The organism is Candidatus Tumulicola sp. (genome assembly GCA_035601835.1).
Taxonomy (GTDB): Bacteria; Vulcanimicrobiota; Vulcanimicrobiia; order Eremiobacterales; family Eremiobacteraceae; genus DATNNM01.
Genome location: DATNNM010000016.1, coordinates 42,696 through 63,265, shown reverse-complemented (window position 1 = coordinate 63,265; position 20,570 = coordinate 42,696). Strand labels below are relative to the sequence as shown.

Here is a 20,570-nt window from a genome sequence, read left to right as displayed (position 1 = left end):
TCTGGCATAAGGGGGAAGCGCATGCCGCAGACGCCGCATCTCGAACATCATTTCACCGCCAGCGATACCATCCGCGACATCGTGATCGGCATGTCGGACGGGTTGACGGTTCCCTTCGCGCTCACCGCAGGTCTATCGGGGGCGGTGAACTCGACGCACGTAGTGGTGATCGCGGGCTTGGCCGAGATCGCCGCGGGCGCGATCGCCATGGGTCTCGGCGGGTTTCTGGCCGCGCGCAGCGACGTCGATCATTACGCGAGCGAGCAGCAGCGCGAGCGAGAGGAAGTCAAGACCAAGACGCAAGCGGAGGTCGAAGAAACCGAAGGCATCTTCGCCTCGTACGGTCTGAGCAAGGCTCACACCGCTCCCATCATCGCCGTGATGCAAGCCAACCCGGAGGCCTGGGTCGACTTCATGATGCGTTTTGAACTCGGATTGGAAAAGCCCGCAGCGGGTCGCGCGCTTTCCAGCTCGACGACGATCGGCCTGTCGTACGTGGCCGGCGGTCTCATCCCGCTGTTACCTTATTTCATCTTCCCTTCGTTGGCGCCGGCGCTGCTGTGCTCCATCGGCGTGACCGGCGCTGCGTTGTTCATTTTCGGATTCTTCAAGGGTCGTTTTACCGGCCAGAATGTGGTCCTTTCGGGGTTACAGACGCTGTTCGTGGGCGGCCTAGCCGCCGCGGCGGCCTTTGGTTTGGCGCGCCTGATCTCCGGCTAGCCCGGCTAACCCGCCCTGAGTCGATAAGGAGCAACCACACATGATCACGAGGCTCGCTGCAATCTCCACCATCGTGGCCATCTCGACGCTCGTATTCGTAGCAAGCGTGCGCGAAGCGAAACCGCAAGCCCAGTCGCTGGCGGAAGCGTATGCCACGATCGCGAGCAAGCAGTTCGTCGATCTCACGCACAGTTTCTCTCCCGACACGCCACATTGGAAGGGCTTCGACAAAGAGACCGTTCGGACGCTGTATTGGTACGACCCGAAGCCCGGAACGCGCGGATCCGGATTCTTCGCACAACAATTCTGTCACGTCGGCCAGTGGGGCACGCACGTCGATCCGCCCGCGCACTTCGTCGAGGGCGGCCGCACCGTCGACAAGATTGACCCGAAGGAAATGGTGATGCCTTTCGTCGTCCTCGACGTACACGAGAAGGTCGCGCGCGATCCCGACTACGTCCTTTCGGTCGACGACGTCAAGGCGTGGGAGACCAGGCACGGCTCCGTCCCGCAGCACGCTTTCGTCGCGATGCGGACCGACTGGTCGAAGCGTTGGTCGGGCGGCAACGCCGCCATGGCCAATAAGGACTCCAAGGGGATCTCGCACTACCCGGGCTGGAGCCTACCCGCGCTCGAGTACCTCTACGAGACGCGGCACATCACCGCCTCAGGCCACGAAACGACCGACACCGACCCCGGCATCGCGACGTCGAAGGAAGACTATTCTCTCGAGAGCTGGATCCTACATCACGACCACTATCAGATCGAATTACTGGCGAACCTCGATAAAGTGCCCGAGAGCGGCGCAATCGCGATCGTCACGTTTCCGAAGCCGGCCGGCGGCTCCGGTTTCCCGGCTCGCGTGATCGCAATCCTTCCGTAGGGAGTCCGCGGCCGGGGACCGGATCTACCGCTTGGCTTCGTCGGTCAATCGCAGCGCCGCGAGAGCGGAGAACGCGAGAATCGTGAAGATCGCGGCGAGGGCGGCTGTCTGATAGATGTCGTGCGACATCCACACGTGGCCCGTGGCGTCGACAAACCGGGCGTTCTCTGCCGGCACGAAATAGGTCACGACATAGCGCACGCCGAGCAGCGCGTACATGACGATCGCGGGCGCCCAAAAAGCCGCTGCTGACCGCACGCCTTGCGAAGCGGCGGCGCTCGCGGGCCTCGCTGCGAGATAACCCGCGAAAATCGCGTAGAAGATGAAGACCGTTAAGAGCCAGCCCGCATAGTTCTCAAACGGCACGCCGAAATAGCCGCCGCCGTTCTCCCAGATCCATCCCTTATTGGCGGTCGACGTCGCCGGGTCGAACATGAAATCCCAGCTCGCCATCAAGAAGGACGCGACGACCGGCAGGGCCCAGCGCGCAAACGCGTCGATCGGCTGACCGATCCGGCCAAGCAACACCAGCGCGAGCGTCCATGACAAATAACCGGCGCCGAAGTAGGCGCCGCCGATGGTGATCGGCACGAGGAAGATCTTTGGCCCAAGCACGCCGGTGTAGTGGTAATGACCGAACGGAAAGCCCGTCACGATGCTGAGGTTCTCGGCGATATTGCTCACGACCAGACACACGACGACGAACACCGCGATGCCCTTGCCGCCGTAGTACGCGGCGCCATGCACGAGGGCAAAGGCGACCAGCAAGATCGTCGTGATGATGCCATTTGGCCCGGGGGCGACGAGATGCGGCAGCAAACTCGTCAGGAACGTGAACGCGGCGAGGAGCGCCGCGATCGCCCAGAGCGCGAGCGCGCGCTCGCGAGATCCGCTCATGCCGTCAAGCGGGCGTCTTGGTGTATTGCTCGCGCAGGCGCTTGGCCGCCGCCACCATATTGGTCAGCGCCGGAAGCACCTCTTCCCAGCGCCGCGTCTTCAAGCCGCAATCAGGATTGACCCAGAGTTGATCCGGCGCGAGCGCCTGCACGGCTTTTTCAAGCAGCGCAGCCATCTCGTCGGCGCTGGGGATACGCGGCGAATGGATGTCGTACACGCCGGGGCCGACTTCGTTGGGGTACTTGAACGTCCGGAACGCCTCCAGGATCTCCATGTCGGAGCGCGACGACTCGATCGTGATCACGTCGGCGTCCATTTCGGCGATCGACGGCAATATCTCGTTGAATTCCGCATAGCACATATGCGTGTGGATCTGGGTATGGTCGGCCACGCCGGAGGACGCGACGCGAAATGCCAGCACGGCCCACTGCAGATAGGCGTTCCAATCCCGGCGCTTGAGAGGCAGACCCTCGCGCATGGCCGGTTCGTCGATTTGGATCGCCTTGATGCCCGCGCTTTCGAGATCGGCTACTTCATCGCGGATGGCCAGCGCGATCTGAAGCGCGGTTTGCGAGTGCGGCTGGTCATCGCGCACGAACGACCACTGCAAGATCGTGACGGGACCGGTGAGCATGCCCTTCACCGGCTTTGGGGTCAGCGATTGCGCGTAGCGTATCCAGTCCACCGTCATCGGCGCCGGCCGGAAGACATCGCCGAAGATGACGGGCGGTTTCACGTAGCGCGATCCGTAGCTTTGCACCCAGCCGTTTTGGGTGAACGCGAAGCCCGACAGACGCTCGCCGAAATACTCGACCATGTCGTTGCGCTCAGCCTCGCCGTGGACGAGCACGTCGAGGCCGATGCGTTCTTGCTCGCGCAGCGCGTGCTGGATCTCAGCCTTGATAAAGCCTTCATAAGCGGCGGCGTCGATCTCGCCCTTTTTGAACTTCGCCCGCGCCTCGCGGATCGCACCGGTCTGCGGGAAGCTGCCGATCGTCGTGGTCGGGAACATCGGCAGGTCGAGCCGGTCGTGCTGCACGGCTCGTCGTTCTGGGTACAGGCTCTGGCGCACGGCGTCGGCAGTGTCGAGCGAAGCGACACGCTTTTTCACCGCCGGGTTGTGGATGCGCGAAGACGAGCGCCGCGCAGCACCGGCGGAACGAGAGGGCGCGAGCGGTTCGTGCTCGTGGCCTTTGCGGCTGAGCAGCGCGCCTTTGAGCAGCGCGATCTCGTGCAGCTTCTGCACCGAGAACGCCATCCATGATTTCAGCTCTTCATCAAGCTTGGTCTCCAACGCCAAGTCGATGGGCGAATGCAGCAGGCTGCAGGAGGGCGCGATCCACAAGCGATCGCCGAGCTGCGAGGCAGCCGGCAAGAGCGCGTGCAGCGCTGCATCAAGGTCGGTGCGCCAGATGTTGCGGCCATCCACGATGCCCAGCGAGAGCACTTCGTCTTCCAGCGCCAACTTCAGAAACGCATCGAGCTGTTTCGGCGCCCGGACGATATCGAGATGTACGCCTTCCACCGGCAGCGCTTCAAGTTCCAGCGCCACCTGCTCCACCGAATCGAAATACGTGGCGAGCAGGATTTTCGGCCGGCCGCCTCGTGCCAAAGCCGCATAGGCGCTTTGGACCGCCAAGATCCACTCGGGTTCCAGGTCGAGCGCCAGCGCCGGCTCGTCGATCTGCACCCACGAAGCGCCTAGGCGTTGCAAGTCGTCGAGCACCTGCGCATACACCGGGAGCATGCGCTCGATCAATTCCAGCGGTGCGCGATGCGAGTGGTTGGCGCCGTCGTGAACGCGCCATTTGCCGAGGCGCCAGTACGTGAACGGACCGAGCAGCACCGGCTTGGCGGGCATGCCGAGCGCGAGCGCCTCGCGCGTTTCGTCCACGATCTTAGAGCTTGAAAACGCGAACGTCGTCTCCGGCGTGAACTCGGGAACGATGTAGTGATAGTTCGTGTCGAACCATTTGGTCATCTCCATCGCCGGCTGGCTCGACGTGCCGCGCGCCATCGCGAAGTAGGTCGAGAGGTCGACTGGTCCGCCGCGCCAACCGTAGCGCGCCGGCACCGCGCCGAGCATGGCCGTCGTGTCGAGCACGTGGTCATAAAAAGAAAAATCGCCCACCGGCACGAGGTCCATGCCGGCGTCGCGCTGCACCTTCCAGTTCTGCGCGCGCAACGCGCGGCCGGTCTCGACGAGCGCTGCCGCATCGGTTTGTCCGGACCAAAAACCCTCAAGCGCGCGTTTGAGTTCGCGCTTGGGCCCAATTCGGGGAAAACCCAAACTATGTGCTAACGCCATTTTTCGACTACTTACCGAGGATGTGGCGCCCGATGACGATGCGCTGGATCTGCTGCGTGCCTTCATAGATCTGCGTGATCTTGGCGTCGCGCATCATGCGTTCGACCGGGTATTCGGTCATATAGCCGTAGCCGCCGACCAGTTGCACCGCATCGGTGGTCACGCTCATCGCCACGTCGCCGCATTTGAGCTTGCACAGCGCGCCCCAATAGGTGACGTCGGGCGCGCTCTCGTCGCACTTACGCGCCGCTTCGTACAGCAACAAGCGCGCCGCTTGCGTCTCCAGATCCATGTCGGCGATCATCCACTGCAGACCTTGCTGTTTGGAAAGAGGCTTGCCGAACGCCACGCGCTCCTTGATGTACTTGGCGGCGAAGTCCAGCGCGCCTTGGGCGATGCCGAGCGCTTGGGCCGCAACGCCGGGTCGCGATTTATCCAAGGTGCGCATCGCTATTTTGAAGCCTTCTCCTTCGGCGCCCAACAAGCGATCGGCGGGGACGCGGCAATTCTCGAGCACGACCTCGTTGGTCGGTGACCCGCGGATGCCCATCTTGTGCTCGACCTTGCCGAGCTTGAAGCCCGGGTCGTCGGTGTGGCAGATGAATGCAGAAATGCCCTTGGAGCCCTGCTCCTTGTCGGTCATCGCGAAAACGATGCAGATGTCGGCCACCGACACGTTGGTGATGAACACCTTGGTGCCGTTGAGCACGTAGTGGTCGCCGTCGCGCACCGCGCTGGTACGCATGTTGGATGCGTCCGAACCCGAGGTCGGCTCGGTCAGCGCGTAGGAGGTCATCAATTCGCCCGTCGCCAGCTTGGGCAGGTACTTTTTCTTCTGCGCCTCGGTGCCGGAGATCATGATGGGGAGCGCCCCCAGCTCTTGCACCGCGACGATCAGCGCCGACGACGCGCATGCCTTGGAGATCTCTTCGACGACCTTGACGTAGGTCAGGAAGCTGCCGAGCCCGCCGTATTCCTCGGGGAAAGGGATGCCGAGCAAATCGTTTTTGGCGAACAGGTCGCGTAGGTCTTTGGGATACTCGCCGGTGGCGTCGATCTGCATCGCGCGCGGCTCGACCTTCTCGCGGACGAGCTTGCGCACGGTATCCAGGATCATCTGCTCGGCTTCGAGCATCTCGGCGGTGCGTTCCGGTGCGAGCATATGCGGTGAGCCTCCAAGTTCTGGTTGGGTCACAAATGTTTCGGGCCGATGGCAGACCCGCCCTGGCGCTAAAGAGACAGGCTGCGGACCGCCCATGCAAGCGATTTCACGTACCGAACCGGGCCGTACTCCGGAGGGGTCAGCTCCTCCAGCGCGACTCTGGTAGGGCCGGGCCACGAGTCGTTCGCGTCGTGCAGCGCGACGATGCCTCCGGGTTTGACAAAAGGCGTCCAGAGCACGAAGTCCCGGTGCACCGCCTCGTACGCGTGGTGAGCATCGATGAAGAGCAGGTCGACCGGCGCAGACCAACGAGGCGCGACATCGAACGAGTATCCCTGCACGGGCTCGACGATATGGCTCAATCCGGCCTGCTTCACGTTGCGCTCGAAGATCTCCAAGCGTCGTCCCGTCTCATCACTGCGGAGCGCCTCGGTGATCTGACCCTGGTAATCCGTCGGAGCCGGAGCGAACGGATCGATGCAATACAAGCGCGGATTCGCCTTGCCGGCCAGTCCGCCGGCAAGCATCAACGAGCTCTTGCCTTTCCAAGAGCCTAATTCGACGACTCGCGCATCGCGCTCGGGCGTGCTTTCCTTGGCGAGCAGGAAGAGCTGGTGCGCTTCATCGAGGTGGAGCCAGCCCTGAACGCTGTCCGAGAGCCCGATCCAGGGCCAACTCTCGGCATAGCGCACCCGCAGCCATGCTCGTGCGAGCGTTAGTCGAGCTGTCCTTGCAGCGTGCGGATCTCCTCAAGCAAACGCAACACGACGTCGACGCCGGCGAGATTGATCCCGCAGATATCCGTCAAGCGCCGGATCGTCGTGAGCCGCTCGATGTCGCCTGTGGAATAGAAGCGCACCTCGTTGACGAGCGTCGGGCGCAGCAAGCCCGCGCGCTCGTAGCGCACGAGCGTCTCGGGCTCGACGTCGAATTGCGCGGCGACCGCCGTGATCGCGTACAATGCTTCTCGCGTGTCGGTGTCCATTCGTTTGTGGAGCGGGATTCTTAAGTCCCGCTGCTTCCTTTCTTCGCCAGCTCCGCCAACTGCTTGAAGAGTTCGTGTTCCTTTTCGCTCAGGTTGGTCGGGACTTGGCCGACCAGCTTCACGTAGAGATCGCCTTTCTCCGAGGCGCCCAGTTTGGGCATACCCTTACCGGTCAAGCGCAACACGCGGCCGGACTGCGAGCCAGCCGGTATTTTGACGTCCACATGTCCGGTCAAGGTCGGCACCGTGATCTCGCCCCCGAGCACGAGCGTGTAGATGCTCACCGGCTGCTCGATATACACATCGTCGCCGCGCCGCTCGAAGAGCGGATCGCGAGCGAGCTTCACCACGAGATACAGATCGCCGTTCGCGCCGCCGCCGATGCCCGGACCGCCCTGTCCGGCGAGGCGGATGCGCTGCCCATCGCGCACACCGGCAGGGATCGTGACCTCGAGCGTTTTCTGCGTCGTGATCGTGCCGGTGCCGCGGCATGCATGGCATAGCTTGCCGTTGTCCGAGCCGGTTCCGCCGCAGCGCGGGCAGCGGGCTTGTGTTTGAAACGAGAACGAACGCGAGCCGCCCGAGTACGCATCGCGCAGCGACAGCTCGATGCCGGATTCCAGATCGCTGCCGCGCATGCCGCGGCGCGAGCGCGAGGCGCGCCCTGGCCCCGGACCCGAGCGCCCGAGGTCGCTGAAAAAAGTCTGGAAAAAGTCGGAGAAGCCGTTCTCGCCGAGGTCTTGGAAATCGAACTGGACCCCATCGCCGCCGAAGTTCTCGTAGCGGGATCCCTGGTTCTGCGCGCGCTGCTGCCAATCAGACCCGAGCGTGTCGTACTTCTTGCGCTTCTCCGGGTCGGACAGAACCTCGTTGGCCTCAGAGATCTCCTTGAATTTCTCTTCGGACTCTTTTTTGCGCGAGGGATTGACGTCCGGATGCCATTGCCGCGCAAGCTTGCGATAAGCCGATTTGACCTCTTTGGTCGTGGCGGTCTTCGGCACGCCTAGGGTCTTGTAGTAGTCCTTGTATTGCAGCGGCATATATCATTTGGCTTCTTCGCGGGCGACGACGACTTGGGCCGGCCTCAGCACCTCATCGCCGAGCATGTAACCCGGGCGCGCCTCTGCTACCACCGTTCCTTCAGGCGTCCCGTCAGCAGCCGGCTGCGTCGCCACGGCTTCCGCCACGAGCGGGTCGAAGGGCTTGCCGAGCGTGTCGATCGGGCGCACGTTCTCTGCCTCGAGCGCGGATTGGAACTGCCGCACGGTTGCGAGCACGCCGTCAACCAGTTGCTCCGCGGGCGTATCTTTGCGCCGATACTCGGCGGCGCGCTGCATGTTGTCGAGCACGGGGAGCAGCCGCCGCAGCACGTCGCGCTTGCCCTCGTCGGCGCGCTCGCGCGTGAGCCGCTCAGAGCGTTTGCGGAAGTTGTCCAGATCGGCAAGCGCTCGCAAATACAGGTTGTGCTGCTCTTCGGCTTCGGCCTTGGCGGCTGCAAGCTGCGCGTGGACCTGGTCGAGGCTGTCGCGCAGTGACGCAGACGGACGGCCGGGGCCGTCCGTCGCTTCTGCGTCCACGCCTGGGAGCGGTCCCGTCGATAACGAGTCGAACTCGTCGGTCGGGTTGAGTTCAGGCATCTTCTCGTGGAGCGGAATCGTCAGATCCCGCTGCTTCCTTCTTCAGTGCTCTTTGAACTCAGCGTCGATGACGTCCCCCTGCGGGGTGCCCGCGCCGGCCGAAGCCCCCGTGCCGCCCTCGGTGCCCGCAGCAGCGCCTTCTCCGGCGCCCGCCGCTGCGCCGTTGCCGGCTGCGCCATCGCCCGTCGCAGCGCCCGCGGCTTGACCGGTCTTCTGATAGACCAGTTGGGCGAGTTTGTATGAGGCTTCCTGGAGCGCGTCCGCCGCGCGCTTGATCTCGTCGGCTGAGCCGGATTTGAGCAGCGAGCGCACGTTGTCGAGCGCTTTCTGCACGTCCGCTTTTTCGGTGTCGGGCACTTTGTCGCCGATCTCCTTGAGCGTTTTCTCAGCGGCATAGGCCAGGCTGTCCGCGCGGTTGCGCGCCTCCGCCTCTTCCTTCTTACGGCGGTCCTCGTCGGCGTGCGACGACGCGTCGCTCACCATGCGGTCGACTTCCTCCTTCGAGAGGTTGCTCGACGCCGTGATGGTGATGCGCTGTTCCTTGCCCGTGCCCATGTCCTTCGCATTCACGTGCGTGATGCCGTTCGCGTCGATATCGAAGGTGACTTCGATCTGCGGCACGCCGCGCGGCGCCGGCGGGAGGCCTTCGAGCCGGAAGTGGCCGAGGGTCTTGTTGTCGGAGGCCATCTCGCGTTCTCCTTGGAGCACGTGGATGTCCACCGAAGTTTGGCCGTCATCGGCGGTCGTGAACGTCTGCGACTTGCGCGTCGGGATCGTCGTGTTGCGCTCGATGAGCTTCGTCATCACGCCGCCCAGCGTCTCGAGTCCCATGGACAACGGCGTGACGTCGAGCAGCACCACGTCGCGCACTTCGCCGGACAGGACGCCTGCCTGGATGGCTGCGCCGATGGCGACCACTTCGTCGGGATTGACGCCTTGGTGCGGATCCTTGTGGGTGAGCGACTTGACGAGTTCCTGGATGATGGGCATGCGGGTCGCGCCGCCGACCAGCACCACTTCGTTGAGCTGGTCCACGGTCAGCTTCGCATCCGCGATCGCATTCTCGAAGGGTTTGCGCGTGCGTTCAGTGAGATCCGCAGTCAACTGCTCGAACTTCGCGCGGGTCAGTTTGTAATCGAGGAACTTCGGACCGCTCTGGTCCGCGGTGATGAACGGCAGCGATATCTGCGTCTCCACCAGCGACGACAGCTCGACCTTCGCTTTTTCCGCGGCTTCGGTCAATCGTTGCATCGCTTGCCGATCGCTCGAAAGATCGATGCCTTGGTCTTTCTTGAACTCGGCCACGAGCCAGTCGACGATGCGCTTGTCGTAGTCGTCGCCGCCCAGCATCGTGTCGCCGTTCGTCGACTTGACTTCGAACACGCCGTCACCGACCTCGAGGACCGAGACGTCGAATGTGCCGCCACCGAGGTCCCATACCAAGATGGTCTCGTTGCCCTTCTTGTCGAGGCCGTACGCCAACGCAGCAGCCGTCGGCTCGTTGATGATGCGAAGCACTTCGAGCCCGGCGATGCGCCCGGCGTCTTTGGTCGCTTGGCGCTGCGCGTCGTTGAAGTAAGCCGGCACGGTGATTACCGCCTTGGTCACCTTCTCACCCAAGTAGGTGCTGGCGTCGTTGACCAGTTTTTGCAAGATCATCGCGGAGATCTCTTGCGGCGTATACGACTTGCCGTCGATCGTCACTTTGAAATCCGAACCCATCTTGCGCTTGATGGACGAGATGGTCCGGTCCGGATTGGTGATCGACTGGCGCTTGGCCAATTGACCGACCAGCCGCTCGCCGGTTTTGGTGAAACTGACGACCGACGGCGTCAGGCGACTGCCTTCCGCGTTGGTGATGACCGTGGGCGTCGTACCCTCCATGTAGGCCACGACCGAATTGGTCGTGCCGAGGTCGATGCCTACGACTTTAGCCATGTTCTTGGTTCCTTCCGAATATTTCCCGAATATGTAATGCCGAATATGTAGTGCCGGGGCTTTAGCCCCGGTTCGTCATCCCTGTGGCAGCTGCTCCGGCATCTGCGCGAGCGTTACGTTGTACGGCGTCAGGCTTCCCTTGCGCCAGACGAGCAATGACACCTTGTCTCCGATCTTCAGCTTGGAGACGGTGTTCGAGATGTCCGTCGGGTCTTTGACCTTGGTGTGGTTGAGCTCGACGATCACGTCGCCTTGCTGCAAGCCCACCTGGTCGGCCGGACTGCCATTGACCACGTTGGTGATGACGACGCCCTGCTTGCTGGTGTAGCCGAGATAGTTCGCCATGCGGTCGTTCACGGCCGACATGACGATGCCGATGTACGGGTGACTGATGTAGTGGTTGGTCTCGAGCTGCGCCAGAATGGGCTGCGCGAGGGTGATCGGGATCGCGAAGCCGATGTTCTGAGCGCGCGGATCGACGACCGCGGCAATGCCCACGACTTGACCGCTCACGGTGACCAGCGGACCACCGGAGTTGCCCGGGTTGATGGGCGCGGTGGTCTGCATGAGATCCGCATAGCGGATGGGCGGAATGCCGTAGTTCATGTCGCCCGCGACGATGTCCGTGCGATGGAGCGCCGACACGATTCCCAAGCTCACCGAGTTCTGGAACGATTCCGGCTCGCCGATGGCAAGGACGAATTGACCTTGCTGCAGCGCGTTGGAGTCACCGACGGGCAGCGCTGCCGGCAGGTTGGCGCCGTGGATGCGCAGCACCGCGAGGTCCGTGCGCAGATCCGAACCGACTTTTTCGGCGTCGACCTTCTTGCCGGTCGACAGCCATACTTCGATCTTGTCGGCGTTGTACACGACGTGCGCGTTGGTGGCTACGTATGCCGTGTCGCCCTCGCGCTTGACGATGAAGCCTGAACCGGATGCTTTGGCGATGAACGGCTGTGCCTGATCGCCGCCCTGACCCGGGACCGCGGGACCGAAGAAATCGTTAAAGGGGTTGACTTGTTGACCTTTGATGGTCGACTTGATGAGGACGACCGAAGGCTCAGCTCGTTTGACGGCTGCGATGATGCGCTGCTCGAGGTCGTCTCCGTTGCTGGAGATCGAGCTCGCGAACGCGGCGGTGACGCCGGTGGGCGAGACCGCCACCTGCGAGTGGCTGCCTTGCCAATTGACGATGATCGCCGCCCCCACCAGCACCCCAAGGATGCCGACGAGCAGCATGGCCAGCGTCGTTCGTATGGATGTGTTCATTGGAAAATCAGACTCCTAAACCGTGCCCCGCGGTCGCAAAAGAGAGTTAAGCGGTCCGCGCCGCCCCAGAGCCTGGACCATTTCAAACTACCCTGGTTTGGGGGCAGAAGTTCCCGCCGGAAACCGGGCTCATTGTCCCGTTCCGAGGTCCGGTAACGCAGATCAGCTTTCGTTAGCACTATAACATTGAGAGTGCTAACCGTCAAGAACGCGGGCGTTTTATCGCTTGAGCGTGCGGTTTGCGACCAGCTCGTCCGCCACGATCAGCCCGTCGCGCAGGCGGATGATGCGCTTCGCATGATCCGCGATGTCCTCGTCGTGCGTGACCATGATGATGGTATGGCCTTCGTCGTTGAGTTGCTGGAACAGACCCATGATGCTCTCGGCCGTCACCGAGTCGAGGTTGCCGGTCGGCTCATCCGCGAGCACGAGGGCCGGGTCGTTCACCAGGGCGCGCGCGATGGCCACGCGCTGCTGCTGGCCGCCCGACAATTCATTGGGACGATGGTAGAGCCGGTCGCCCAGCCCGACCTTCTCCAAAACCGCAGAGGCGCGCTCTTCGCGATCCCGATCGCCGCGATAGAACAGGGGCAGCGCGACGTTGCGCAGCGCCGAGGTGCGCGCCAACAGATTATAACCTTGGAACACGAAGCCCAGTTTCTTCAGGCGCACAGCTGCCAATTCTTGATCGGCAAGCGCGGCGACGTCAACGCCGTCGAGCCGATACAGACCCGTGGTCGGTTTGTCCAAGCAGCCGATGAGATTCATGAGCGTCGACTTACCCGAGCCCGACGGCCCCATGATCGCCACGTATTCGCCGGAGACGACCGAAAACGAAACGCCCCGCAACGCCGGCACCTTGATGTCGCCGATCATGTAGGTCTTGGTCATCTGCTCGATCTCGACGACTAAGTTCGTCTTGGGCCGGGCTTCGGTCAACGTTTCACTCATAGCGCAAACACTCGATCGGGTTGAGGTAAGAAGCCCGCACGGCGGGGTAGGTGCCGAACACGATGGCCACGCCGAACGAGAAGATCAGCGACACGGCGATGATCGGCGGCCACGCGAAGTTTACGATATCCGGCGTCAGCTTCGAGATCAGCGTGTGGATGACAAGTTCGGCCAAGCCGACCCCCGATACGAGTCCGATCAGTCCGCCGATGCAGCACATCAGCACGGCTTCGGTGAGGAACTGCACCAAGATGTCGCTGCGCGTGGCCCCGATCGCCTTGCGGATGCCGATCTCGCGCGTCCGCTCCGTCACCGAGACGAGCATGATGTTCATGATGCCGACACCGCCGACGATCAGCGAGATGCCCGCGACGACGCCGATCACGCCGGTGAGGATGGCGAACACCTTTTGGATGCCGTCGTTGAGGCTCTTGATGTCGCGCTCCTGATACTGCGCGCGTTGACCGTGGATCTTCTTCAGCGCCTCTATCGCCAGGTTGCCGACCCGCGCGACGTTCGCCGGATCGGACGCGACCACCGAGATGCCGAACACGTACGTGAAGCCGAGCGCCGGGATCAGCGAGTATGGGATTGAGATCGTGATCAGACCGTTGTTGCCGCCGAGCAGGCCGGCGTTGAGCGGGTCCGCCTGCACGCCGACCACCATGTAGTCGCTGCCGTTGAGCCGCACGGCTCTGCCCACCGCAGACGCCTCACCCGGAAAAAGCTCCTTGCGTGCTTGCGAAGACAGGATGCAGACGCGCCTGTGCGCGTCGATGTCGAGGCTGGTGAACAGCCGTCCTTCCGAGAGCGGCGTGGTGTCGAAGCCGGTGCCCGGGCCCGCCGTGACCACGCGGATGGTCTTGACGGTGTGGTTCACACGCGTGTCCATAGAGGTGGCCATGACCGGCAGGACCGCCACGGCGTCGGGCACGAGGCGCGCTACGCGCTTCACGTCGTCATAGCGGATGGCGGCGTTTTGCGGGTCCGGCTGATTCTGCTTGGGCAGCACGAGCGCAGAGGACTGCGAGTACGGCGACAAGATGTGCTGGACCGACTTCGTCGTCGAATCACCGACCGCCAAGATGGCGATGACCGAACCGACGCCGATGATGAGCCCCAACATCGTGAGCAGGGAGCGCAGCCGGTTGTTCCAGATGACTTCCAGCGCCTGCGCGAGGAACTCGAGAACTTTATTCATGGCGCAGACATTCGATCGGCGAGAGCGCGGCGGCGCGCGCCGCCGGATAGGTGCCGAAGAAGAGCCCGATGGCCACGGAGAAGCCGACCGCGGTGGCGAGGATCGAGAACCAGTTGATGGACGCCGATTGACCCGCGACCGCAGTCGTGATGAAAGAATTTGCCGCCAAAGCCGCGCCCACACCCAAAGCCGTGCCGATCATGCCTCCTATCAGCGTGATGGCGATGGCCTCCATCAGGAACTGCGCCAAGATGTCGCGGCGCGACGCGCCGATAGCCTTGCGGATGCCGATCTCGCGCGTGCGCTCGATGACCGAGACTAACATGATGTTCATCACGCCGATGCCGCCGACGACCAGCGCGATGCCGCCGATGGCGGAGATACCGACCGCCACGTACGCTATGACGCTGAGGAACACGCCGGCCTGCTGCGAGAAATCTTGCGCCTCGTATTTGGCGCGCGGTCCGTGGATGCGCGCGAGCTGCGCCTGCACTTCGTCGATGGTCTGCGCAGCGCTGGAGTCAGCAGAGCGGAAGACCTGCAATCCCAAGATGTTCGCGGTGGGCAGATGGTGGAAGGTCGTGTACGGAATGAACACGGTGTTGTCGCCGCCTGCGACCCCATTGAAGATACCCAGGCTGACGTCAGCGTACACGCCCGTCACCAAGAAGCGCCGACCCGCGACCCGGATATACTTTCCCAGGGCGGGGCCGTCGCCGAAGAATTTCTTCTTCGTCACCCACAAGATGTTGCAGATAGGCTTGGCGGCGGCGACGTCGTCCGCGGTGAATCGCTGCCCTTCAGCCATCGGCAGTTTATCCACCACGTAGTCGGAATCCGACGCCAGTTCGACGACTTCTTTGGTGTGCCCGAGCCGCACTGAGAAATACTGATCGTAGATCGGGAAAACTCTGAAACAGCGCGAGCAGCCGTCGCGAAGGATCGCGACATCCCGCCACTGGATCTGCGCCGCGCGGATGCGCCGCGACCCGGCGTCGGGGAAGAAGAAGATGCCTTGATCCCCAAACGTGCCGAGCGACGCAGCGATGGAGGTGGCGGCGCTCTGACCGAGCGCGAAGATCGAGATGACCGCAGCCGTGCCGATGACGATGCCGATCATGGTCAGCGCTGAACGCATCTTGTTGGCCCACAGCGTGTCCAGCGCCGAGGCGAAGAACTCCCAGATCTTCACGCGGAAAGCCTCAACGCTATCCGCCGCTCGCCGATGGGCTCCCGCTGGCGTTCGGCGCCGGCGTGGCCTCCGTGGTCTTCATGGGAGCGCCTTCCTTGAGCTGCTTGATGTTGCTGCTGGCGACGACGTCCTTTTCGGCGAGCCCCCTCGTGATGACGACCTCGGTATCGCTGGCGAGTCCCTTGCTGACCTCGACCTTGTGCGCCTTTTTGTCTTTCACCACGTAGACGTAATGCTTGCCGGCGTCATCGAACACCGCCGAAAGCGGCACGACCAGCGCGTGCGACGCCTTCCCGGTGATGATGTCGACGTCGCACGACATGCCGGCGCGCAGGAACGGGTAGGTCTTGTCCAACGAGATCGTGGTTTCAACGTTTTTCGCGCTGGTGCCGGCGGTGTTCTGCTGCACGACGACCGCTGCGATGCGCGCGACCGTTCCCGATAGCGAGCGGCCGGGGAAATCCTCGCCGCTGATGATGACATGCTGGCCGATCTTGACGTTGATGATGTCCTGTTCGTCCACTTGCGCCTTCACGACCATCGGTCCCGCGCCGGCGATGGTGAACAGCGCTTGCCCGGGCGTGATCGAGTCGCCGACCGACAGGGAGGTCGGGCCGCTGGCCAGGGCCGACGGCGTCGTTCCCACGGTTTGGATCACTCCGTCAAACGGTGCGCGCACCTCGGTGTCGGCAAGCTGCTGCGCGTGGTACTGCTCGCCGGTGGCCGCTGAAAAGACCTGCGCTTGAGCGCTTGCGACGGCGGCGCGATCCGCCTCGATCTGCGTGTCCAACTGGCCTCCGGTCTCGTGCAATTGCTGCTTGAGCAGATCGTACTGGCGCTGCGCCGCCGACAGATTCGCAACAGCCTCGTCATATGCGGCCTTGTCGCGATCCAGCTGCTGGCGCGGCAGGCCGTTGATCTTATAAAGCGCCTGGTCGGCGTCGTAGACCTCTTTGGCCGTATTCGTCGCTCGCCGCGCGTTGTTCAGCGTCTGTTCCGCCTGCACCAATTGCGAGGCGCCGGAGAGACCGATCGACGACGCGCCGAGGCCGCCCGAGATCTGGCCCTCCTTCTTAGCGTTGATGTCCGCTTGCAGCCGCGCTTGCGCGGACGTCAGACCGGCTTGCGCCTGCGCGACCGCCGCCTGGTCGGTCGCCACTTGGGTGACCAAAAGGCGATCGTCGAGCTTCATCAGCAGCTCGCCCCGCTGGACTCTTTGACCCTCGCGCGCGTACACGCGCAGGACGTTGCCGGTCGCTTGCGCCGCGATGCTGGCCGTCTGCGGCAGCGACAAGATGCCGTTTTCCGGCAGCTTCACCGTCAGCGTCTTTGGTTTGACCGTCACGACGTTGGCTTCGATCGGATCCGCGCCGTGATGCGCGGCGAAGCCTATGCCGATGATGAGCAGCACGGCGCCGATGATGAGGACGGCGCGCCAGACCTTGTTCTTCCAAAGCTTCTTCATAGCGTTCCCGTGGCGAGTTTGAGTTTTTCAAGAGAGAGCACGTAACCCACTTGCGCGGCGAGCAGGTCTTTGGCGGCCTGCAGGTAGGTTTGTTGGGCGTTGGTGGCGTCGAGTTCGCTGATGATGCCGACCTCATACTGGACTCTTGAGATGTCTGCGGTCTGTTTGGCGACCTTCACATTGCTGAGCGCGAGCTGCAGGTTTTGCTGATTCACCTTGACGCGGCGCGCGGCTTGATCGACGTCGATGAGCGCTTGACGCCGGGCGGCATCCAGAGCGCCGGCCTCTGACGAGATGCCGGTGTTCGCGCTCCGATGACCGGCCCTGCGCGCGCCCCAATCAAGGAGCGGCACCGACCACGTCGAGATGATGCCGATCGTGTAGAAGTGCGAACCGGGTGGGCCGCACGCCGACGCCGGTAGACCGTGCGCCAAGCACGCGTTGAACAGCGTAGCATTCGCGGTCGGCGAGACCTGATTGCCCCATTGCCCGTCGAGCGTCACGATAGGAAGGTTGGGCGCCTCAACAAGACCGGGCGCGAGCTTCGCGTTATCAAGCAGGGCCTGCGCGATCGCCACTTCCGGCCGATTCGCAAGCGCGATCGCGTCGAGCGCGGTCGTGTCGAGGTTCGGCGCCGGCGGCGCCGGTATGGACGGCAGGACCGCGAACTGCTGCTCGACCGGCGCGCCCACGGTCTGCGCGAGGTTTTCGCGAGCGTCTTCGAGGTCGGCCTGCGCCGAGGCGAGGTGCTCGAGACTCGTGTTGAATTGCACTTCGGCCTTGAGCTGATCGATGCCGGCGACCTTGCCCGCCTTGAAGTTGACCGCCGCGGCGTCGAGCAGCGCTTTGTTGTACGCCGCATCGCCTTTGGCGATATCCGCGAGCTGCGCATCCTCGATCAGCGTGTAGTACGAAGTTTCGACGTCGAGCGTGGTCTGCTCGCGCGCCAAGTGGAGCTTGTCCGCTGCGGCGTCGTAGCTGTGCTTGTCTTGGCGAGCGGTCAACAGCGCGCCGACGTTCACGGCATTGTAATTGCCGCGCAGCGCCGCCGTGTTCTGCGAGAATGTCTGGCTGGGCGTGAGGCCGATCTGGGCGAACGAGCCGGCATTGCCGCTCTGCTTGTTGAGCGTCGAAGCCAGCTCCCCGTTGACGGTCGGCAGCGTCAGCGCGCGATCGCGCGCGAACACCGCGCCGGCCGAATCGGCGGCGGCTTGCGCCGCAAGCACGGACGAATTGTGCGCCAGCGCGTAGTCGATCGCTTGCTGCAAGCTCATCGGCGAGGGCGCCGGCGCCGCGCACCGGCCCGCGAGCGGGGCCGCGAGCACGCCCGCGGCGAGCACCGCAACGAAGATGTTCCTCATGGCGCTACTTGGAGAACGCCGCGGCGATGCCGGCGCCGATGAGGGCGAGCACCACAACGGTCGCGATGGCCGCGCCGCGGCCCATCTTCACGGTGTGTTGCAGCGCGATCACGGCCACGACATACAACCAGATGTTGACGATGTTGAAGGAGTACAAGAACCCGGCGAGTTTCGGCGAGCCGTGCACGAACATGGCGAGTGACGGCAGCGCGAATAGGTCGATCGCGGAGTTCACGTTTTCTCCGCCGCGCAGCGCGACGATCACGCCGGCGATGATGCTGCCGACCGCCCCGATGATGTAGAGGTTCACGGCCGTCACCCACGCCAGTTTGAAGCGCGCCTCGCCGCCGCTGAGGGCGGCCGCGATCAGGTACACGAGCGCCCCGACCAGCCACACGACCCAGGGGCCGATCAGACCCCCGACAGCGATTGCGCTGAGTGGATAGATCCAGTGCGGGATCTTCGTTATGGCTTCGCGCGCCGCCGCGGCTTGGTCGGCCGGCATCTGCGAGAGCTGCTGCGCTTGCTGAGCAAGTGACATGTGCATGACGGCTTGCCAAAGGATGGCCTGACCGATCATGGTCAGCACGATGCCGCCGATGGCGGCCCAGCCCCACATCGGCACGCGGCCGAGCAGCGCAAACGCCTCCGCCGGCGAGAAGATCACGTTGAAGTACGTGGCAAGTCCATTCGCCTTTTCGGCGGGCGGCGTGGCAGTCGTCTCAAGCGTGGTGCTCATGGATCCCCTTTCCCTGAAGTTCGCGCTTACGAGATTTGGGTTCGCTTCGTCAACGTGATGACGAGCGATTGCGACGGCACGTCGATCACATCGACGATGAGCGTTTTCGGATCGTACCAGACGGTGAGCGGCAGCGGTGACATCACGCTGAGCGCGACGTCGCCGGCGGCCGCATTCGCCGGCTTCGCAGGCGCGGCGCCGGCATCGATTCTGAGCGCAAGCGCTAGATTCGCGCTGGGCACGAGCATGGTCAGCAGGCCGGCCTTCCCGGCTGCGACTTGCGCGGGCAAGACCATGAATCCGCTGACGAGAGCCTGATCCAAAATGGTGATGCCTTGCGTTCCAGGCTGCTGCACGAGCGGTACGCGTGATGCGCCGTCGACGTTCTGGATCGCCCTGGAGCCGGAGATCCCGAGGCGAAACGAATGGCTCGCGCCGCTTGCGGTATACGTCGCGACCCAGGTGAGCGGTGCGTAGTTGTTGCCGTCAACGGCCTCGTCGGCTTGCGCATCCACTGGTCCCAGTGGCGTGGTCAGCGTCTGCGACTCGCGGAAGTGCACGCCGTCGGCGCTCCGCCTAACGGTCACGGTGCTGTTGCCCAGCACACCGCCGTTCTGCTTGAGCGTGTACGAGTACACCCCGTCAGGTGACACCGGAGCCGCCGCATCCGCGTATGCCGGCGCAGCCGAAAGCAACGCGACGATGATCAATGCGATTTTTGGTTTAGGCATGACGTTGTCCACCCCCCAAGCGGACGTTGCCGGTACGTACGGCCGGCGCGAGCGTATGTTTCAATTCTTGTCCTGACGCGCGACCCGCTCGACGGTCTCGATCAGTTCGTCGACGCTGAAACCGAAGGCGCGTGACTCGCCCAACGCGCGGCGCGCGATGTCCTTGAGGCGCACTTGCTGGGATGACACGTCCGCCGGTTTGCCGCCCTCGCTCACGAAGGTGCCCCGGCCCCGACGGCTTGTGAGCAGCCCATCGCGTTCGAGTTCGGCGTACGCGCGGTTGACCGTGTTCGGGTTGACCGTCAATTGGACGGCTACTTCGCGCACGGTGGGCAGCTGATCGCCGGCCTTGATCTGCCCGCGCGATAGCGCGTGCAGCACCTGCTCCTTGATCTGCAGGTACACCGGCATAGGGCTTGCGTCATCGACTCGAAATAGCACGTCAGCTTGCTTGTCCTATTGTCCTAGTTGCCCAGGACAATAATAGCCATCGGCCCGTCTCGTGTCAATCCCCTAGACGCGAGCGCCGCGGTACGTGAAGAGCAGCCGTGATCTTTCTGGCCGCTCCGATGCTCGCCGCCGCGATAACCTACGCTCCAGCGCGCCATCACCACACCAAAAAAAGGCACCACGCGGCCGGTTTGTATAACGGCGCTCGCCCCGCAAAGGATCCCGGAATCATCCAAGAACGCGCCCTGCGCCGCCGCACGGTGCGTCTCGCGCGCATCGTCTACTTCGAGCGGCGCGAGGCCCAATTGATAGCCTTTCTCACCAAGACGCGCACGGAGACGCTGCTCTTCACAGATCCGGCGGTCGTGGATGCGGGCGGCGGCATCGCAGTCGGTCCGACGACGATCAGCATAGATTTTCTCGGCAGCGCCGTCGTCCGCGCACGCGTGCGGAACGGGTCAGCCGCGACTGCGACGATGCTGCTCACGGTGACGTTGCGGGCCGCCGACGGAGGCACGGCGCGAGCCTCGACCGTGCTGCCGGCTCTGCGTCCTGGGCAAACACGCCCGGTCGAATTGACGAGCCCGCAAGCCATCGCACCGACCAGCGCCATCTGGTCCGCCCAGCGCCTATAGATGTAGCGACCCGAACGAAGTTCGGGTGTAGTGCCGGGGCTTTAGC

20 protein-coding genes are annotated in these 20,570 nt (G+C 63.5%); 3 read left to right on the top strand and 17 right to left on the bottom strand.

Features of this window, described 5'->3' with window-relative positions; genetic code table 11:
- Positions 1 to 21 precede the first annotated feature (21 nt).
- Together VN934_10755 and VN934_10750 are read left to right on the top strand one after the other, a co-directional pair.
- A complete protein-coding gene (locus tag VN934_10755) occupies positions 22 to 720 on the top strand; it encodes a VIT1/CCC1 transporter family protein (GenBank protein ID HXM19270.1) in 699 nt (232 codons plus the stop codon).
- Positions 721 to 760: 40 nt separating this feature from the next.
- Positions 761 to 1,603 (top strand): cyclase family protein, encoded by an 843-nt coding sequence (locus tag VN934_10750; protein HXM19269.1) that lies wholly within the window; start codon positions 761 to 763, stop codon positions 1,601 to 1,603.
- A gap of 24 nt (positions 1,604 to 1,627) precedes the next feature.
- Here VN934_10750 and VN934_10745 read toward each other — a convergent pair whose 3' ends face one another.
- From VN934_10745 to VN934_10665, 17 genes are all read right to left on the bottom strand, one after another.
- A complete protein-coding gene (locus tag VN934_10745; GenBank protein HXM19268.1) occupies positions 1,628 to 2,500 on the bottom strand; it encodes a carotenoid biosynthesis protein in 873 nt (290 codons plus the stop codon).
- Between the two features lie 4 nt (positions 2,501 to 2,504).
- Entirely contained in the window at positions 2,505 to 4,808 is a 2,304-nt protein-coding gene (gene metE / locus VN934_10740) for a 5-methyltetrahydropteroyltriglutamate--homocysteine S-methyltransferase (protein ID HXM19267.1), read from the bottom strand.
- 7 nt (positions 4,809 to 4,815) lie between these two features.
- Positions 4,816 to 5,970 (bottom strand): acyl-CoA dehydrogenase family protein, encoded by a 1,155-nt coding sequence (locus VN934_10735; protein ID HXM19266.1) that lies wholly within the window; start codon positions 5,968 to 5,970, stop codon positions 4,816 to 4,818.
- Between the two features lie 68 nt (positions 5,971 to 6,038).
- Positions 6,039 to 6,662, bottom strand: a complete 624-nt coding sequence (locus tag VN934_10730) for a class I SAM-dependent methyltransferase (protein HXM19265.1) — start codon at positions 6,660 to 6,662, stop codon at positions 6,039 to 6,041.
- Between the two features lie 23 nt (positions 6,663 to 6,685).
- A complete protein-coding gene (locus VN934_10725; protein HXM19264.1) occupies positions 6,686 to 6,955 on the bottom strand; it encodes a MerR family transcriptional regulator in 270 nt (89 codons plus the stop codon).
- Between the two features lie 20 nt (positions 6,956 to 6,975).
- Entirely contained in the window at positions 6,976 to 7,995 is a 1,020-nt protein-coding gene (locus VN934_10720; GenBank protein ID HXM19263.1) for a DnaJ C-terminal domain-containing protein, read from the bottom strand.
- Positions 7,996 to 7,998: 3 nt separating this feature from the next.
- Positions 7,999 to 8,592, bottom strand: a complete 594-nt coding sequence (locus VN934_10715; GenBank protein ID HXM19262.1) for a nucleotide exchange factor GrpE — start codon at positions 8,590 to 8,592, stop codon at positions 7,999 to 8,001.
- Between the two features lie 42 nt (positions 8,593 to 8,634).
- Positions 8,635 to 10,530 (bottom strand): molecular chaperone DnaK, encoded by a 1,896-nt coding sequence (dnaK, locus tag VN934_10710; protein HXM19261.1) that lies wholly within the window; start codon positions 10,528 to 10,530, stop codon positions 8,635 to 8,637.
- A 75-nt stretch (positions 10,531 to 10,605) separates the two neighbouring features.
- On the bottom strand, positions 10,606 to 11,799 hold the full coding sequence (locus VN934_10705; GenBank protein ID HXM19260.1) for a trypsin-like peptidase domain-containing protein: 1,194 nt from the start codon (positions 11,797 to 11,799) through the stop codon (positions 10,606 to 10,608).
- A 219-nt stretch (positions 11,800 to 12,018) separates the two neighbouring features.
- On the bottom strand, positions 12,019 to 12,750 hold the full coding sequence (locus tag VN934_10700; GenBank protein ID HXM19259.1) for an ABC transporter ATP-binding protein: 732 nt from the start codon (positions 12,748 to 12,750) through the stop codon (positions 12,019 to 12,021).
- Entirely contained in the window at positions 12,743 to 13,951 is a 1,209-nt protein-coding gene (locus VN934_10695) for an ABC transporter permease (protein ID HXM19258.1), read from the bottom strand. Before VN934_10695 ends, VN934_10700 begins: the two co-directional genes overlap by 8 nt.
- On the bottom strand, positions 13,944 to 15,143 hold the full coding sequence (locus VN934_10690; GenBank protein ID HXM19257.1) for an ABC transporter permease: 1,200 nt from the start codon (positions 15,141 to 15,143) through the stop codon (positions 13,944 to 13,946). The genes VN934_10695 and VN934_10690 overlap by 8 nt, the downstream gene beginning before the upstream one ends.
- 16 nt (positions 15,144 to 15,159) lie before the next feature.
- A complete protein-coding gene (locus VN934_10685) occupies positions 15,160 to 16,608 on the bottom strand; it encodes an efflux RND transporter periplasmic adaptor subunit (GenBank protein HXM19256.1) in 1,449 nt (482 codons plus the stop codon).
- Positions 16,605 to 17,969, bottom strand: coding sequence for a TolC family protein (locus VN934_10680; protein ID HXM19255.1), 1,365 nt, complete (start codon positions 17,967 to 17,969; stop codon positions 16,605 to 16,607). The genes VN934_10685 and VN934_10680 overlap by 4 nt, the downstream gene beginning before the upstream one ends.
- A 4-nt stretch (positions 17,970 to 17,973) precedes the next feature.
- Positions 17,974 to 18,708 (bottom strand): YIP1 family protein, encoded by a 735-nt coding sequence (locus VN934_10675; protein ID HXM19254.1) that lies wholly within the window; start codon positions 18,706 to 18,708, stop codon positions 17,974 to 17,976.
- 26 nt (positions 18,709 to 18,734) lie between these two features.
- Positions 18,735 to 19,439, bottom strand: a complete 705-nt coding sequence (locus tag VN934_10670) for a hypothetical protein (protein ID HXM19253.1) — start codon at positions 19,437 to 19,439, stop codon at positions 18,735 to 18,737.
- Positions 19,440 to 19,499: 60 nt separating this feature from the next.
- On the bottom strand, positions 19,500 to 19,880 hold the full coding sequence (locus VN934_10665) for a GntR family transcriptional regulator (protein ID HXM19252.1): 381 nt from the start codon (positions 19,878 to 19,880) through the stop codon (positions 19,500 to 19,502).
- Between the two features lie 107 nt (positions 19,881 to 19,987).
- Here VN934_10665 and VN934_10660 point away from each other — a divergent pair, with 107 nt between their 5' ends.
- A complete protein-coding gene (locus VN934_10660; GenBank protein HXM19251.1) occupies positions 19,988 to 20,524 on the top strand; it encodes a hypothetical protein in 537 nt (178 codons plus the stop codon).
- The last annotated feature ends 46 nt before the right edge of the window (positions 20,525 to 20,570 follow it).